15 protein-coding genes and 1 pseudogene are annotated in these 14,800 nt (G+C 63.2%); 8 read left to right on the top strand and 8 right to left on the bottom strand.

Translation table 11 applies throughout. From position 1 onward, the window contains the following. The first annotated feature begins 205 nt into the window (after positions 1–205). The 3 genes from ASE60_RS23950 to ASE60_RS23940 all read left to right on the top strand — a co-directional run bounded on the left by ASE60_RS23950 (position 206) and on the right by ASE60_RS23940 (position 3,450). The gene (locus tag ASE60_RS23950; RefSeq protein WP_057253645.1) at positions 206–1,318 is read left to right on the top strand and encodes a hypothetical protein; all 1,113 of its coding nucleotides are present in this window, start codon (positions 206–208) and stop codon (positions 1,316–1,318) included. A gap of 582 nt (positions 1,319–1,900) precedes the next feature. After that, positions 1,901–2,578, top strand: coding sequence for a MerR family transcriptional regulator (locus ASE60_RS23945; protein WP_057253643.1), 678 nt, complete (start codon positions 1,901–1,903; stop codon positions 2,576–2,578). Between the two features lie 197 nt (positions 2,579–2,775). After that, the gene (locus ASE60_RS23940; RefSeq protein ID WP_057253641.1) at positions 2,776–3,450 is read left to right on the top strand and encodes an MnmC family methyltransferase; all 675 of its coding nucleotides are present in this window, start codon (positions 2,776–2,778) and stop codon (positions 3,448–3,450) included. Positions 3,451–3,621: 171 nt separating this feature from the next. Here ASE60_RS23940 and ASE60_RS34805 read toward each other — a convergent pair whose 3' ends face one another. Then, positions 3,622–4,146 (bottom strand): hypothetical protein, encoded by a 525-nt coding sequence (locus ASE60_RS34805; protein ID WP_156414709.1) that lies wholly within the window; start codon positions 4,144–4,146, stop codon positions 3,622–3,624. Between the two features lie 25 nt (positions 4,147–4,171). Continuing rightward, positions 4,172–5,299, bottom strand: a complete 1,128-nt coding sequence (locus ASE60_RS23930; protein ID WP_057253637.1) for an ATP-dependent RecD-like DNA helicase — start codon at positions 5,297–5,299, stop codon at positions 4,172–4,174. Positions 5,300–5,735: 436 nt separating this feature from the next. Here ASE60_RS23930 and ASE60_RS23925 point away from each other — a divergent pair, with 436 nt between their 5' ends. Further along, positions 5,736–6,824 (top strand): AbrB family transcriptional regulator, encoded by a 1,089-nt coding sequence (locus ASE60_RS23925; RefSeq protein WP_244495689.1) that lies wholly within the window; start codon positions 5,736–5,738, stop codon positions 6,822–6,824. A gap of 12 nt (positions 6,825–6,836) precedes the next feature. Here ASE60_RS23925 and ASE60_RS23920 read toward each other — a convergent pair. Beyond that, positions 6,837–7,716 (bottom strand): annotated as a pseudogene (locus ASE60_RS23920) (LysR family transcriptional regulator). Between the two features lie 96 nt (positions 7,717–7,812). Here ASE60_RS23920 and ASE60_RS23915 point away from each other — a divergent pair. The 4 genes from ASE60_RS23915 to ASE60_RS23900 all read left to right on the top strand — a co-directional run bounded on the left by ASE60_RS23915 (position 7,813) and on the right by ASE60_RS23900 (position 10,795). Further along, positions 7,813–8,796 carry a quinone oxidoreductase gene (locus ASE60_RS23915; RefSeq protein ID WP_057253634.1) on the top strand — a complete coding sequence of 328 codons (984 nt, stop codon included), beginning with the start codon at positions 7,813–7,815 and terminating at the stop codon, positions 8,794–8,796. A gap of 256 nt (positions 8,797–9,052) precedes the next feature. Further along, the gene (locus ASE60_RS23910) at positions 9,053–9,427 is read left to right on the top strand and encodes a hypothetical protein (RefSeq protein WP_057253632.1); all 375 of its coding nucleotides are present in this window, start codon (positions 9,053–9,055) and stop codon (positions 9,425–9,427) included. Then, entirely contained in the window at positions 9,411–9,965 is a 555-nt protein-coding gene (locus ASE60_RS23905; protein ID WP_057253630.1) for an RNA polymerase sigma factor, read from the top strand. The genes ASE60_RS23910 and ASE60_RS23905 overlap by 17 nt, the downstream gene beginning before the upstream one ends. Continuing rightward, positions 9,962–10,795, top strand: a complete 834-nt coding sequence (locus tag ASE60_RS23900) for an anti-sigma factor (RefSeq protein ID WP_057253628.1) — start codon at positions 9,962–9,964, stop codon at positions 10,793–10,795. Before ASE60_RS23905 ends, ASE60_RS23900 begins: the two co-directional genes overlap by 4 nt. Positions 10,796–10,832: 37 nt before the next feature. Here the strand turns inward: ASE60_RS23900 and ASE60_RS23895 are convergent, their stop codons facing one another. The 5 genes from ASE60_RS23895 to nthA form a co-directional block, all read right to left on the bottom strand. Further along, positions 10,833–11,678, bottom strand: coding sequence for a glycosyltransferase family 2 protein (locus ASE60_RS23895; RefSeq protein ID WP_057253626.1), 846 nt, complete (start codon positions 11,676–11,678; stop codon positions 10,833–10,835). Positions 11,679–11,708: 30 nt separating this feature from the next. Next, positions 11,709–12,704 carry a glycosyltransferase family 2 protein gene (locus ASE60_RS23890; RefSeq protein WP_082616110.1) on the bottom strand — a complete coding sequence of 332 codons (996 nt, stop codon included), beginning with the start codon at positions 12,702–12,704 and terminating at the stop codon, positions 11,709–11,711. 140 nt (positions 12,705–12,844) lie between these two features. Beyond that, positions 12,845–13,219: a nitrile hydratase accessory protein gene (locus ASE60_RS23885; protein ID WP_057253624.1), complete on the bottom strand. Its 375-nt coding sequence runs from the start codon at positions 13,217–13,219 to the stop codon at positions 12,845–12,847. Continuing rightward, on the bottom strand, positions 13,206–13,865 hold the full coding sequence (gene nthB / locus ASE60_RS23880) for a nitrile hydratase subunit beta (protein ID WP_057253623.1): 660 nt from the start codon (positions 13,863–13,865) through the stop codon (positions 13,206–13,208). Before nthB ends, ASE60_RS23885 begins: the two co-directional genes overlap by 14 nt. After that, on the bottom strand, positions 13,862–14,500 hold the full coding sequence (gene nthA / locus ASE60_RS23875; RefSeq protein ID WP_057253620.1) for a nitrile hydratase subunit alpha: 639 nt from the start codon (positions 14,498–14,500) through the stop codon (positions 13,862–13,864). The genes nthB and nthA overlap by 4 nt, the downstream gene beginning before the upstream one ends. Positions 14,501–14,800: the final 300 nt, after the last annotated feature.

The raw sequence follows: 14,800 nt of genomic DNA, 5'->3' as shown, positions 1-14,800 counted from the left end.
GGCCGACTGGACTTCCGCTACCATCTGCCACAGGGAGAACCGGCGCAATTTTTACGTTTATTTCAGAAAAAACTCAAATTTGGCGTCTACACCCCTGACAACCACCTTTTTAGGGCTTAACTTTCCGAATCAGATCGAATGGCCCAGCCCGCGCCGCGATCGCATTTCATAGATTTTAATTCACATGACACTGGAGCAAGAACGGATGACGACGGTCGAAAGACCCTGCGACGAGACGATTCGACGGGCCCTCCGCCGTATCCTCGAAAGCAAGGCTTTCGCACGTTCAGAGCGCCTCAGGGCCTTCCTCACCTATGTGGTCGAGAAGGAGATGGCCGGCGAAGGCTATCAGCTCAAGGGCTACTCGATCGCGATCGACGTCTTCGACCGGCCCCAGGCTTTCAACGCCGACAGTGACCCGCTCGTGCGGGTGCACGCCGGCAAATTGCGCAAGCTGCTCAAGGCTTTCTACGAGGCCGACGGTGCCGACGACGAATGGCGGATCGCCATTCCCAAGGGAACCTATGTTCCGGAGTACCAGCGCGCCCGCAACGAGGAAGAGCATCAGGCCGCAAGCTCGCCCCGCCAGCCGAAACTGACGAAGCGGCGTTTTGCCGGGCACCGGCCCGCCTGGCCGCCGGCGCCCTTCTCGTCGCCGCTCTCGGTGCTGACCGTGCTGCCGCTGCTCCTTTTCGCGCCGATGCCCTCGCAGGAAATGACGCTGGACATCGACGCGCAGGCAAAACTCTTCAACGCGCGCCACGCGACCGAGCGGGTACTGCCCTCGGTTCAGGTGAAGATGGCCGGCGCCGAAAACGAAGATGCAAAAGCGTTTGCCACGGCGCTTCGCCTTGCGGCCCAGCGCCACAAGACGCTGGCCCGCGCCACCGACGGCGACACCGGTCGACCCGTTTCGCGCAATTCCGCCCTGTCGTTCACCGTGCAGGTGACCTGGTACGATGCGCCGGCGCAGGGCATCCGCGTCACCCTCTCGCATGATGGCGAGAACGTGCCGCTGCGCCAGGACTTCATTACCTGGAAGCGGCTCGCGTCCGAGCCGGACCTGCTTTACGAGAGCATGTCGCTGGCGTCGGAACTGTTTTCGCTCGACGGCGAGATCTACGAGCACGCCCGCCAGGAGCAGATCGAAAGCCCCCTCATGGGCTGCATGGCCGCTACCCAGCGCTATCGCAAGCACCTGACCCGGGGTGCCTTCGAGGAAGCCTGGTCCTGCCAGCAGAAGCTGTCGCCGTTGCGCGGGGACGAACCACTGTTCATCCTGAGCTCCAACAGCCCGCTCAAGGTCATCGGCCACTGACCGCGTGCGCCGCATCTTCGAGGACGCGGCAAGCTCACCGTAACGCTTTGAATCACTGCATGTTTTCCTGGATCGGCCCACAGCGCCGCGCGTCTTATCAGACGCGCAAAGGTCGCTGTAGCCCTTTGATTTTCTGCATGTCTTGGTCCTTAAATCGAGGTCGATTCAAGGAGACAGGCAGTAGGAAACCATGCAGTGGCAGCGGCCCCTCCAGTCGGGGAAAACGGGCGTCAGCCTACCAATATTAAGGACTGGTCATATATTTGATTCGCGTATACGGTGCACGCATGCGTTGGGAATGGATGCCTGGTTGCTCGTCAGGCAAGCATCGAAGTCCTGAGTAGAACCGCGTGGTCCACGCGGGATGCCCCAGCCGAGCAGCAGGCATTGTCGTTGTCGATCAACGAGTGCCTCAGCACGCGGACGCGGTCCGCACCTATGAGACCCGGTGATCGCCGCCGCTTCCGGACGCGGACTGTTACACCCTGGGTCGGCCTCGATTCAGGTCAAATATGCGGAAAATCAAACGTTACAGAGACAACGCGCCGGATAGGCGCGGCCTGTAGACCGGGGACAATCGATATGCCGCGAGACCACTGGAAATACGAAGGCATGCTCGCCGCGCCCGAACGCGTCGGCTTCCTGCCCATCCTTCCCCTTCCCCATCATGATCCGACGGCCCCGCTGGCGATCGCCGACATGGCCGATGCCTTCGGCGTCACCCACCGCACCCTGCATTTCTACGAGGAGAAAGGCCTTCTGACCGCCGCGCGCATGGGGCCGATGCGGGTTTACAACGAAGAACACATCCGCCGCATGGCTGTCATCAACGCCTGCCGCGAGATCGACATGCCGATCGCCGCCATCCTGGAGCTTTTGACCGGCCTTGCCGGCACCGAAGAACAGGCAGACGCCGACCAGTTGTTTCGCGAGGCGCTACTGGCGCGGCGCCGGGAACTTGCCGCCCAGCAGGCGAACCTGCGCCGCCAGATGCAGCGCATCACCGAACTGCTCGAAAGCAGCGATGGCAGCGGTACCGCGACCGATGAAGATGACCATGTCCACCTTTCCCCGATCGAGAGCGAGTGTCTGACCTTCATGGCCGACGGTTATCCGGCCCCGCGCATCGCCGGCCTGATGGAGATGGACGTCGCCGCGGCGCTCACGCTCGAAGCCGGCATCATCCGCAAGTTCGGCGCCAACAACCGCTTCCAGGCAATCGCCAAGGCCGTACTCGCCGGAATGATCTCGGCGGAGTAACCGAAGCACCTTACGGCGGTTTTCGTCTTCGGCTGGAGACGTGTCAGCGCGTCTGGAGGCGGCACGGCCAAAGCCTGTCCGGTAGCCGGCCATACCGCCGGTTTGCCGGCGATTCTCCCGGGATCGTCGACAATGGGATGTCTTCGACGCCGCGCTCATGTTACGAGGCGCTGAAACGACATGAGTGAGATATCCCGATGCTTCCCTGGATCCAGCTAGACCGCGCCACCATTCCCGGAGACGGCGACGAGTTGCGCCTGAAGCAGCGCGGCCAAGAATTTTCCATCATGCTCGGCTCGACCGAACTAATGAACAGCCGGCTGAGCGGCTCGGAAGAGGCGCTGGCGACGCTCGCCTACGAGCGCATCGCCGGCGGCAAGAACATCAGCATGCTGATCGGCGGTCTCGGCATGGGGTTCACATTGCGGGCGGCCCTCGCCGTGCTGCCGGACGATGCCAGCGTCGTCGTCGCAGAGCTCGTGCCGGCCGTCGTCGACTGGGCGCGCGGGCCGATGGCGGACCTCCACAAGGGCACGCTCGACGATCCCCGCGTCGATATCCATGTCGGCGATGTCGGCGCGCTGATCCGCTCGAAGAAGGCCGCTTACGATGCCATCCTGCTCGATGTCGACAATGGCCCGGACGGATTGACGCGCCCCTCCAACGACAGCCTTTACAGCCATACCGGGCTTCGCGCCGCCCAGGCGGCGCTGCGGCCCAGCGGCGTGCTTGCCGTCTGGTCCTCGGCGCCGGACAGCGCTTTTACGCGGCGATTGCGTGAGGTCGGCTTTGCCACCGACGAGGTCAATGTGCGCGCCAATGGCAAGCGTGGCGGTGCGCGCCACGTGCTGTGGATGGCGACCAAGCGATAATCGTCCGTTATGCGGCCGGCCTTATCCAGCTTGCCGCCTACAGCGCCGCGCGTCTTATCAGACGCGCAAAGGTCGCTGTAGCACTTTGATTTTCTGCATGTCTTTGTCCTTAAATCGAGTTCGATTTAAGGACAAAGACATGCAGTAGGTCAAAAGCCCGGACTGGTGAGCCTAATTTGCTTCGTCGATACATACCGAGCGGATGTCGCCGTTGCTCAGCGTCGTCTTGCACCGCTGGTTCGATTTGCAGTTAGGGTCACCGTTGCCCGTCACGACACCGCCAACGCGCTCACATTCCTGGGCAGTCAGTTCAGCAGAGCCGACCGTGGTCTGTGGGCCGGTTGCTCCAGCCTTGACCGACGGCGATTTCACCAGCGGCTTCTTGGTCTCTGCCACCAGAACCAGGTCCGATGGATTTGCAGCGGTGGGGCTGGTCCAGGACGGACTGTTTGTCATGTTGATAGGCGCTGCGTGGATCGTCGTTGCAAAGCCTATTGAGAATGCGGCGACGGAAAGGAAGCGAGCCCGAGACATTTTGCCCTCCACAACCGGTGGTGAAGCTATGATATTAGCAGCAAACAGGGCGGTGCGGAATCCACGTGTCGCTTGGCAGAGAAACGGGTTGTATCCGCCAGCCGAAATCGCGTCCACTATGCTGACAAAAGGCCTCGACGCGATGATCCTGTTGATCGGCAACGTCGCACCCCTTCCGTAGCCGCCCTTAGCGAACGATCGTCAGTCGCTCCGCCGCGCGGGTAATCGCGGTGTAGAGCCAGCGTTCCCGCGTATCGCGGAAGGCCCAGCTCTCGTCGAACAAAACGACGTTGTTCCACTGCGAGCCCTGCGCCTTATGCACCGTCAGCGCATAGCCGTAGTCGAACTCGTCGTAGCGCTTGCGCGTCGTCCAGGGGATCTCGCCCTCGACATCCTCGAAGGCCGCCTTCAACAGCTTGATCTTGGCGGCACCGCGATCCATGTCGTCGTCTTCGGGCCGGATCATCAGGTTGATGCCCGGCTTCACCGTTTCCTTCGACGAGCTCATCACCTGCCACAGCGAACCGTTGAGCAGGCCTTTGGCCGGATCGTTCCTGAGGCAGACGAGCTTGTCGCCGGACTGCGGATAGTCGCTGGTGAAGCCCTTGAGTTCGCGCAGGCGCTGATTGTAGCGCCGGCGGGTCTTGTTGGTGCCGACAAGCACCTGATCCGCTTCCAGCACCAGCTCCTGGTTCACCTGCCCGCGACCGATCACCTGCGTGGTGCCGTAGTCGCCATGCATGATCTCGTTGCCTTCGCGCACCTGCATCGCGAGTTGGATGATCGGATTGTCGCGCGCCTGACGATGGATGTCCGTCAGCAGATAGTCCGGCTCCTGGTTGGTGAAGTAGCCGCCGCCGGATACCGGCGGCAGCTGCCCGGGATCGCCGAGCACGAGGATCGGCGTGCCGAAGCTCATCAGGTCCTTGCCGAGCGCCTCGTCCACCATCGAGCATTCGTCGACGATGATCAGCGCGGCCTTGGCGACCGGGCTCTGGCGGTTGATCGCAAACATCGGCGCGATCGAGGTCTTGCCGGTTTCCTCATCGGAAACCTCCTCCTCGCCGCGCGGACGATAGATCAGCGAGTGGATGGTCTTGGCGTTGCTGGCACCCTTGGAGCGCAGCACCTGCGCGGCCTTGCCGGTGAAGGCGGCAAACAGCACGTCGCCATCGACATGTTCGGCAAAGTGCCGGGCCAGCGTCGTCTTGCCGGTGCCGGCATAGCCGAACAGCCGGAAGAGCGGCGAGCGGCCCTCTTTCAGCCACTGCGAAACGGCCTTGAGGGCCTCGTCCTGTTGCGGTGCGAACTGCATGGGCTTGAGTGTCAGGATTCGGGCGGCACACGCAAGCCCGGATTTATGGGCTGCACGGCCCCTGTGACGGCAGGTTGGCGAGCACTCCGCGGCAATTCACGAAATTGCCACGCAAAATCAATATCTTTTTGCCTGACCGCATCTGTCGCGCTACCCGAGCCAGAGATCTTTTGTTCACGTTTTTTTCTCACAACGCGCGTTCGTCACACAGCTGCGAGCCTTCCCGGCAAGTGTGGCGACACCGCTCCCCTTGTTTCCGGCCGACGGCAGCTGTGGCACTTTCTTGCCGTGCCCCTTGAATGCAACGCCGCATTGTTGCTAACGAGCGGGACATTGATGGCGCCGCGATCCTGCTGGTGACGACCATCGCTCGAAGCCCGTCGAGGCCGGCCACGAAGGCCGCTCCGCCTTTACGGGGTCATGCCGGAGAATGCCCGTGACGACCGACAAGCCCAAAGCCGCGTCCTCTCCGGAAAAGGTCGGCATCGGACGGCTGGCCCCGTGGCTGCAATGGTGCCTGCTCTCGGCAATCTCCATTGTGCTCGCCTCGTTCTTCGAATTCATCGGCCTTCCGGCCGGGCTGTTGATGGGCCCGATGCTCGGCGCCGTTCTCGTCGGCATGAACGGCGGCACGATCCGGCTGCCGCGGCAGCTCTTCTTCTGCGTGCAGTTCATCCTGGCGATGATGATCGCCGGCGCTATGACGCCGGGCATGCTCGTGACCTTCTCCGGCAACTGGCCGCTGTTCCTCGCCGTCATCCTCTCGGTCATCGCCGTCAGCACGCTCTGCGGCTGGGTGATCACCCGCATGCGCATCCTGCCGGGCACGACGGCGATCTGGGGCTCGTCGGCCGGTGCCGCCTCGACCATGCTCTTGATGGCCGATGCCTACGGCGCCGACGCCCGCCTCGTCGCCTTCATGCAATATCTGCGCGTGATCTTCGTCGCCAGCACCGCAACGGTCGTGGCGCATATGTGGGTCACCGGGGCTGAAGCCGAGCAGACCACGCACTGGTTCGCGCCGATCGACGGCTTGCTCTTCCTCGAGACCATGGCCGTCGGGCTCGGCGCCGCCCTTGCCGGCCGCTTCCTGCGCGTGCCGGCCGGCGCCTTCCTGCTGCCCTTCCTCGTCGGCGCCGTGCTCAACGTCAGCGGCGTCATGACCACCGTGCTGCCGCAATGGCTGCTGGCGCTCTGTTTTGCGGCTCTCGGCTGGAACATCGGCCTTGGCTTCACCCGCCAGATCCTCATCCACGCGCGCCGCGCGCTGGTGCCGACGGTCATCTCGATTATCGTGCTGATCTCCTTCTCGGGTCTGCTCGCGGTGCTCCTGATCAAGGTCGTCGGCATCGATCCGCTGACCGCCTATCTCGCCACCAGCCCCGGCGGGCTCGATTCGATCGCGGTCATTGCCGCATCGAGCAATGTCGATCTTTCCTTCGTCATGGCGCTGCAGACCGCCCGCCTTCTGATCATCACCATGATCGGTCCAGCCCTCGCCCGCTTCGTCGCCGACCGGGCTTGAGCCGCTTGGCATCTACACGCCCGACCGCACCTTGAAGCGCGCCAGCGCCGTGATGACCGCCTCCTTGACCAGTTGCACCCGCGGCAGTTCCGCCGCCTGTTCATGGACCAGCATCCAGAGATCCGGGGCCAAGGGCGGCACCTCCGGCAGCAGAGGCACGAACCCTGCCGACTGGACCGCAAAGGCAGGCAACACGGCGAGCCCGAGCCCGTTTTTCACCGCCGCCATCTGCGCACCGAGGGAGGTGAGACGCATCGACGGCTGGAGACCGGGGCAGAGCGTTTCGACCCAGGCCACCATGATCAGGTAACTCAACTCCTCGCTCCAGCCGATCACCCGGTGGCGGTAGAGGTCAGCCGGCGTACGTACCGTGGCGTTCAAGGTAGCTGGGTGCTGCATAGAGGCCGAAGGCGAGAGAGCCGATCTTGCGCTGACGATAATTGCCCTGCTGCGGCCGGACGAGGCGCAGCACGATATCCGCCTCCTCACCGATCAGCCGCACCGGCCGGACGCTCGAATGCATCTCAAGGCGGATCTCCGGATGGCTTTGCAGGAGCCCCGCCAGCCCGGGCAACAGCACCTCCTGCCCGAGCAGTTCCGGCACGTCGATACGGACCGGCCCGGCGAGATCGCTGTCCTTCTCGCGCGCCGTGCGCTCGAAGACGCGCATCTGCGCCTCGGCGCGCTCAGCCGGCGCCACCAAGTCTTCGCCGGCGGGCGTCAGGTCATAACCGTCGCGATGGGGCCGGAAAAGCTTGACCTGCAACGCCGCTTCCAGTGCCTCGATCCGGCGCGACACGGTCGACGCGCTCACACCGAGCCTGGCCGACGCGGCACTCAACGACCGCGCATTGGCGACGGCCAGAAAGAACTTCAGATCATTCCAGTCCATTTGCTTTCCATTTTTGGAAAATCGGATTGCACAAAGGTTTCTCGACCGACGCTGAAAAATCAAGCAGATTCCGCGAAATCCCTTGGAGAGAGCAGCATGGCGATCGAGAATGAAGTCTTCCGATTTTCCGAATTTGGCGCGCCAGAGGTGCTCGCTTTCAAAGCCGAGCCACTGGCCGACCCCGCGCCCGGCGAGATCCAGATTCGCCACCTCGCGATCGGCGTCAATTACATCGACATCTATCATCGCCGCGGCACCGCCCCCCTCCCGCTGCCTAGCGGCCTCGGCGTCGAAGGCGTCGGCGTCGTCACGGCACTTGGCGAAGGGGTGGCGGGCTTTGCTGTCGGCCAACGCATCGCCTATGTCGGCGGCCCGCCCGGTGCCTATGCTACCCACCGCGACTTGCCCGCAGCACGGGCGCTGGCGCTGCCCGACGAGTTCGACAGCCTTGAGGTCGCAGCACTCGTCTTCAAGGGGCTGACCGTCGAGTATCTCATCCGCCGCTGTTTTCCGGTCAAACGCGGCGACACGGTGCTGTTCCATGCGGCGGCTGGCGGCGTCGGCTCGATCGCCTGTCAATGGCTGAAGCACCTGGGCGCGACCACCATCGGCACGGTCAGCTCCGCCGAAAAGGCCGAGATCGCCCGCGCCAACGGCTGCGATCATGTGATCCTCTATACCGAGGAGGATTTTGAGGCGCGTGTCGCCGAGATCACCGGCGGCATGGGCGTCGATGTCGTCTATGATTCCGTCGGCGCCGAAACCTTCGCCAAATCGCTCGATTGCCTGCGCCCGCGCGGCACGCTGGTTTCGTTCGGCGCCTCCTCCGGCCCGGTGCCGCCGCTTGACGTCTCCTTACTTGCGGCCAAGGGCTCGCTCCATGTTACCCGCCCCTCGATCGCGCACTACACCGCGGACCGAAGGGAATACGAGACGGCGGCGCGAGACCTGTTTGGCGCGATTGAGGCAGGGATCGTTCGCGCCTCCGCCATCACCACCTATCCGCTGTCTGAAGCGCGCAAGGCGCATGAGGACCTGGAGGCCCGTCGCACGACCGGGTCCGTGGTTCTGCTGCCCTGAACAGCGGGCTGCTTCCAGCAAATCACCGTCCTTTTGCCGGCCGCGCGATTGCCGATCGCGCGGCCGGTCGCTCCGTTTGCTTCGGTTCCGGCAGCGAAATGGCGGAACCGAAACAGCCACCAGTTTTCCGGGAATAAATCCCCCGCGCACCGTGTCTCACGGTTGGATCTGCAAGCATGCGGCTCTTGCGGAACGGGACGAGGAGGCATCCGCCCGTTTCCGGATAGGAAAATCATCTTGAGGAAGGACAATTGCCATGAGAACGTTTCCATTGACGATCGCCATGCTCCTTGCCGCCAGCGTCACGGCCTTCGCCGCGCCGCCGGTCAAGGAAGTCGAATCGGCCAAAGGCAAGGTACTGGCCGGGGAAAACGGTATGACGCTCTATACCTACAAGGACGACCATGGCGGCGTGTCCAGCTGCTACGACAATTGCGCCAAGAACTGGCCGCCCTTCCTGGCGGAAGCCAGCGCCAAGGCCGAAGGCGCCTATACGCTGGTCGAGCGCAAGGACGGCAAGAAACAGTGGGCCAAGGACGGCATGCCGCTCTATTTCTTCGTCAAGGACAAGAAGATGGGTGACATTACCGGTGATGGCGTGAAGGGCGAATGGGATGTCGCAAAGCCGTAATGGCGGCAATGCGGATGCGGGGGCCGAAAACCCCGCATCCGACCGGTTCGAAGAGGACGTGCTGGCGCTGGTGCCGGCGCTGAGGCGCTATGCCCGCAGCCTCGTGCGCTCGGATCCGGATGGCGAGGACCTGTTGCAGGATTGCGTGGAGAAGGTGCTTTCGCGCCGCGCGCAATGGCGCGGCGTCAACCTGCGCGCCTGGGCCTTCACCATCATGACCAATCTCGGCCGCAACCGGCACCGCTACCTCTCCATGCACCCGCAGGTGGCGCTGGAGGAGGATCTGGGGCTCGAGGCGGAGAACCGCGAAAGCGACCCGCTCGAACGCTCCAAGCTCGAACGGGCGCTGAACGGCCTTTCCTCGGAAAACCGCTCGGTGCTGATGCTCGTGGTGATCGAGGGATACCGCTACCAGGACGTGGCCGAGATGATGGCCATTCCAATCGGCACCGTGATGTCGCGGCTCTCACGCGCCCGGCGCCAGCTTGCCGAAGCCATGAAGGACGACAATGTGATCAGCATGCGGAGACCGAAATGACGGAAGATCTCAACACCGTCTCCGAAGACGACCTGCACGCCTATGTCGACGGTTTCGTGACCCCACGGGAACGCGAACGGATCGAGCAATGGCTGGAGAGCAACCCCGCCCGCGCCGAAGAAGTCCGGCAATGGCAGGCGCAGGCGGTGGACCTTCGTGCGCTCTTCGCCGGCTACGCCCACAGCGACACAAACGACCGCGCCCTGCTATCGAAAAGCCGCAACGATCTTCCGCAATCGGACCCGGACAAGGGCAAGCGATCCGCCACCGGCCGTCTGCGCGCCATCGCCGCCGGTCTCGCCCTGTTTGCCGCGGGCGCGCTGACCGGCCTCTACGCGCCATCTCTGATTTCTGCCGATGGCGGCAACCAATCGATCGAGACCGCCGACAGCTTGCCGCGGCAGGCGCAATCAGCCTTCCTGGTCTATGCCAGCGAAGTGCGCCACGCCGTCGAAGTGGGCGCCGACGAGCAGAGCCATCTCGCCACCTGGCTCGGAAAACGCCTCGAACATCCGCTGTCGATCCCCGATCTCTCCTCGCTCGGCTTCTCGCTGGTCGGCGGCCGGTTGCTGCCGGTCAATGGCAAGGCGGGTGCGATGTTCATGTATGAGGACGGCACCGGACGCAGGCTCACCGTGCTTCTCGGCCGGAACGACGACAACCGCGAGACCAGTTTCCGTATCGACAGCGTCGACGGCGTCGAGACCTTCTACTGGATCGACGGCCCGATCGGCTACGCCGTCACCGGCGAGGTGCCGCGCAGCCTGCTGCAGCAGGTGGCCGACGAGTGCTACCGCCAGTTCGACAAGAGCGAGGCGAAGGGAAGTTGAGATCGCGGCGCGCCCTCTCCGGCGCGTGTCCGCCCAATCAGAAAAAGCCGAGGAGCTTGTAGCGGGTCTTGCGACGCGCGTCGTTCCAGAACATCCGGAACAGCAGGAACTTTGTCCACGGCGACATCGGCGGCAGCTTGTCCTTCAGCCGATAGCAGCCGACCGTATAGTCCCAGCGCTGCGAGAACTTTTCCCGGAAGGTCTTTGCGCCATAGCGCTGAACCGATCCCGAACCCTCGATGAAATGGAACTCGGGCCCCTCAACATAGGCGACGAGATCGCGCACCACGAACTCCGTGACGATGTAGGAGGCGCCGGTCCAGGGATAGCTGAACTCCGCATAGCGCCGGAGCAGGATCTCCAGGCTGCCTTGCGACCGATAGATGCCGTAGACCCATTCGGACGGATAGCTCAGATTGCGCGGGATGTTACCGTCGCGCACGCGCTGGGCAAAATTGAAGACGTCGCGGTTGGGGCTGGCAAGGCGTCCCTTGCCGTTGTTGATGCGCCTGACGTCCGAAACCCCGAGCAGCTTGGTCTTATCCGCGTCCAGGGCGGCGACGAGGCGCGACAGGTAGTCGAGCGTCGAAAAGTCGTCGCAGGCCCTGAGGCAGAAATACTCGCCGAGTTCGGTGCCGAGGTGGAAGCACTTGAGGAAGTTCTCGTCAGCCTTGAGGTGCACTTCGTTCTCGAGTACTTCGAAGCGAGGATCCTTCGCCGCGAAGGCTTTGGCGATCTCCAGCGAACCATCGGTCGACCTGTTCTCGACGATGATGGCGCGAAAATCCCTGAAACCCTGATCCGCGATGCACTGCAGGCACTTTTCCAGGGTCTTCGCACCATTGAAGACCGGAAACAGAACGACGAGTTTCGCCTTCTCCATTCTCACTCCAGACATTCGCCGAGCCGCGCTTCAGGCGCGCTCAAGCCGCGTTATAAATCCGAGATCCAGTAATTGCCTCGATCCGGTGAAGCGCACCGAAACATCCGACGTCAATTGCAGACCGCCGGCGTTTGCGATGTTCTCCTTGATCTTCACATAGACGGCGGAGGCATCGAAATACTGCCCGCCTGCCGCGGCCGCATCGACGACCTCGGCGTAATCGGCAAAGAACTTGAAATGCAGCAGCACGCCCATGGCGGCCGGAAAATTCCGGTCATAGGGCAAGGGCTGATGGATGCTGGGCCCGAAACAGCACTCGCCGTCCCAGAACAGCACCGGATACTTGACCATCTCCAGGTCGGTTCCGAACTTGCGATAGCGCGGTCCGCCCTTGACGCTGAAGGCCCGCTTCATCGCATGCATGGCGTAGCCGGTGGCATCGAAATGATCGGCAATCTCCCAGGGGGCCTGTTGCTCCAGCTTTTCAACGTCGGCGCGCTCGAGATCGACCGGATACATGTCGAGCATGGGGGCGAGCATGCGGCGGGCGCCCATGCGCTCCAGCGCCGGAATGAGCCACTTCAGTCCGCGTTCCTCATAGCCATCGTAGACGAGATACTCGTCGGAATCGACATTGACGTACCATCGGCCGGTGCCATAGCGCTCGAACAGCGTTTCTCGCCATTCGCGCCCGCGCCGCGCCTCCTTGAAGCGGACGATGGACGACCAGACGTCGACGTCCGGTTGTGCCACCAGATATTCGCGCGTGCCGTCGGATGAGACGTCGTCGATGCAGATGAAGCGTGTCACCCCGAGCTTGCGGTAATGCGCCAGGAACGACGGCATCAGCTTGAGGTCGTTGTGGGTGATGAACATCAACGGGATATCGTCGGGCGACAAGGTCGCCGGCCCGCGCGCGTTCAGGCACGTCAACGCGTGCCGGCGTCTCTTTTTTCTCTCCCGCCGGGCCATCCTTTTGGTTTCCAACCATGTGCTGAGGCGTTCGAGCGGCGTTCTTTTGAACATCTCCGCCGCCGCCTCCATGGAGGAAAAAGGATATCGCGTTTCGCCCACGGCAAGCTCCAGATCGTTTAGATTAGCAGCCTCTACGTGAAAAACCGTCTGCGATCAACTTGCGAAAATCCTGCCGATCGGAGCCTTCGAAATCAGGGCCGCTCAGGGTCGTTGGCGAGCACGATCGGGTGCCCGTGCGGCGTCGCTTCCGCCGCCCGCTGCCAGCTCTGCGTCAGGTGCTCCAACTCACGGCCAGACGCGATCGAGAGCTCGGTGACGAGGCGCGAGAGCGCGGCTACCCAGCAATCGTAGTAGTCGCTGGCATCCGCCTTGCGACCAGGCTTGTAGAGCTCGGCCGAAAGCGCCTCGGCCCATTCCGGCCAGGAGAACACGCCCTTTTCATGCAGGCGTACGGTCATGGCGAAGGCGTTCGCCTGCCAGGGCTCGGCAAAGACAGGATCGCCCTCCGGCGATTTCGGCAGTTCGGCCGAGGCAATGAGCGGCGATGTCACCTTACACGTGTTCAAGGTAGCTCTCCCAGGCATCGATCGAGACCGTCAGCGTCGGATCGGCGCCCTCGCCCCAAATCTCGGGCCCATCGAAGACGACCGTATACACCCATTGCGGATTTTCGCCGCGGCCATGGGCGTTATCGTCAGGAAAGACGAAGAAGCCCTGCACCGCCTCTACCCGGCCGAGCTTGGCGCGAGCGTAGCGCGGCAGCCGCGTGTGGGTCTCCGGATTGAAATTCTTCGTCTTCACCGGGTCGCCGGCAGCAAAGCGCGGCAATCCTTCCGCCGGGCGGTCGCAAGGCGCGCCCTTCGCCAGCACGCCGGCCACCATGTCGGCCTTCAGCACCCGCTTCGGGCTCGCACACGGCTCCAGCCTGTGGCCGCCATCGAGCTCGGCCTGACTTACAAAACCATGGCGTTTGAGCAGGGTCTCCAGCGCGCGGGTCCAGATCTCGTAATAGCTCGCCGAAAGATAGGTCGCCGGCGGCAGGCTTTCGCGCGCATGCCGGCTTTCGTCGATCGTCCAGGCGCCGAAGGCGCCGCAGGAGAGCGTGACGCCGAGCGCCCGCTTCTCCCATTCGCCGTGGAAATAGGGCTCGTCCTTTTCCGGCGCCACGGGGCCGAGGCCGTGCGCGCCGCCGAGATCGTGCGGACCGTTCATCGAAGCGTCTCCCCGGAAAGCGCGAGCCCCGTGCCGATCATGGCATCGCGCGTCACCAGCCCCGCGAGTTCCTCCTCGCTGAAACCGTCGGTATCGGCCGGACGCTCTGGGATCACCAGATAGCGCAGCTCCGCCGTCGAGTCCCAGACGCGGATGCGCGTTGTCTCCGGCAAGATCAGACCGAACTCCTGGAGCACCCCGCGCGGATCGATGACCGCGCGCGAGCGATAGGGCGGCGCCTTGTACCAGACCGGCGGCAGGCCGAGCACGGACCAGGGATAACAGGAGCAGAGCGTGCAGACGACGAGGTTATGGGTCTCGGCCGTATTGAACACGGCGCGCATATGCTCGCCCTGCCGGCCGGTATAGCCGAGGCTGGCGATCGCTTCGGTCGCATCGCGCTTCAGCCACTCGGCAAAATCGGGATCGACCCAGGCCTTGGCCACCACGCGGGCACCGTTGCGCGGGCCGATCTTCGTCTCATAGGTCTCGACGATCGCGTCGATCGCCGCCGGATCGATCAGCCCCTTCTCGGTCAGCACCGTTTCCAGCGCCTTCACCCGCGCTTCCATGTCGGTGAAATGGTTGTCATGGTGATGATGGTCGTGATCGTGACCATGATGGTGTTCGGACATTGCCTGGCTCCTCGCAACGGCGCACCCCTCGGGCGCAGACGGCGCTGCCTCCTCACTCGCGCGATAGTGGTAGCTGATGAGATCCGGATTCGAAATCGAATTCATCAGCGACCGGCGACCAGAATTGTCACCGTAACAAGTCCGGTTCCATGCGAACCGGCAGCATTGAAAAATGCGCTATTATGTAGGATCCACCAACGCGCGAGGCTAAAGCCAGCAAGAGCGCCGTTTTCCACGTATGTTGCAGTAACGTAATTGCTATTTCACGGCCTCGTGAAAGGGTTCACGCTGTCCGATTTG

Source organism: Ensifer sp. Root278, assembly GCF_001429285.1.
Lineage (GTDB): Bacteria > Pseudomonadota > Alphaproteobacteria > Rhizobiales > Rhizobiaceae > Ensifer.
Note: the sequence above shows the minus strand (reverse complement) of the source record. Positions and strands in the feature narration are given on the sequence as shown.

Excerpts from the sequence above, each read along its gene's own strand:
- ASE60_RS23950 (WP_057253645.1), top strand. The coding sequence starts at position 206 with ATGACGACGGTCGAAAGACCCTGCGACGAGACGATTCGACGGGCCCTC.
- ASE60_RS23945 (WP_057253643.1), top strand. The coding sequence starts at position 1,901 with ATGCCGCGAGACCACTGGAAATACGAAGGCATGCTCGCCGCGCCCGAA.
- ASE60_RS23940 (WP_057253641.1), top strand. The coding sequence starts at position 2,776 with ATGCTTCCCTGGATCCAGCTAGACCGCGCCACCATTCCCGGAGACGGC.
- ASE60_RS23930 (WP_057253637.1), bottom strand. The coding sequence starts at position 5,299 with ATGCAGTTCGCACCGCAACAGGACGAGGCCCTCAAGGCCGTTTCGCAG.
- ASE60_RS23915 (WP_057253634.1), top strand. The coding sequence starts at position 7,813 with ATGGCGATCGAGAATGAAGTCTTCCGATTTTCCGAATTTGGCGCGCCA.
- ASE60_RS23910 (WP_057253632.1), top strand. The coding sequence starts at position 9,053 with ATGAGAACGTTTCCATTGACGATCGCCATGCTCCTTGCCGCCAGCGTC.
- ASE60_RS23905 (WP_057253630.1), top strand. The coding sequence starts at position 9,411 with ATGTCGCAAAGCCGTAATGGCGGCAATGCGGATGCGGGGGCCGAAAAC.
- ASE60_RS23900 (WP_057253628.1), top strand. The coding sequence starts at position 9,962 with ATGACGGAAGATCTCAACACCGTCTCCGAAGACGACCTGCACGCCTAT.
- ASE60_RS23895 (WP_057253626.1), bottom strand. The coding sequence starts at position 11,678 with ATGGAGAAGGCGAAACTCGTCGTTCTGTTTCCGGTCTTCAATGGTGCG.
- ASE60_RS23890 (WP_082616110.1), bottom strand. The coding sequence starts at position 12,704 with ATGTTCAAAAGAACGCCGCTCGAACGCCTCAGCACATGGTTGGAAACC.
- nthB (WP_057253623.1), bottom strand. The coding sequence starts at position 13,865 with ATGAACGGTCCGCACGATCTCGGCGGCGCGCACGGCCTCGGCCCCGTG.
- nthA (WP_057253620.1), bottom strand. The coding sequence starts at position 14,500 with ATGTCCGAACACCATCATGGTCACGATCACGACCATCATCACCATGAC.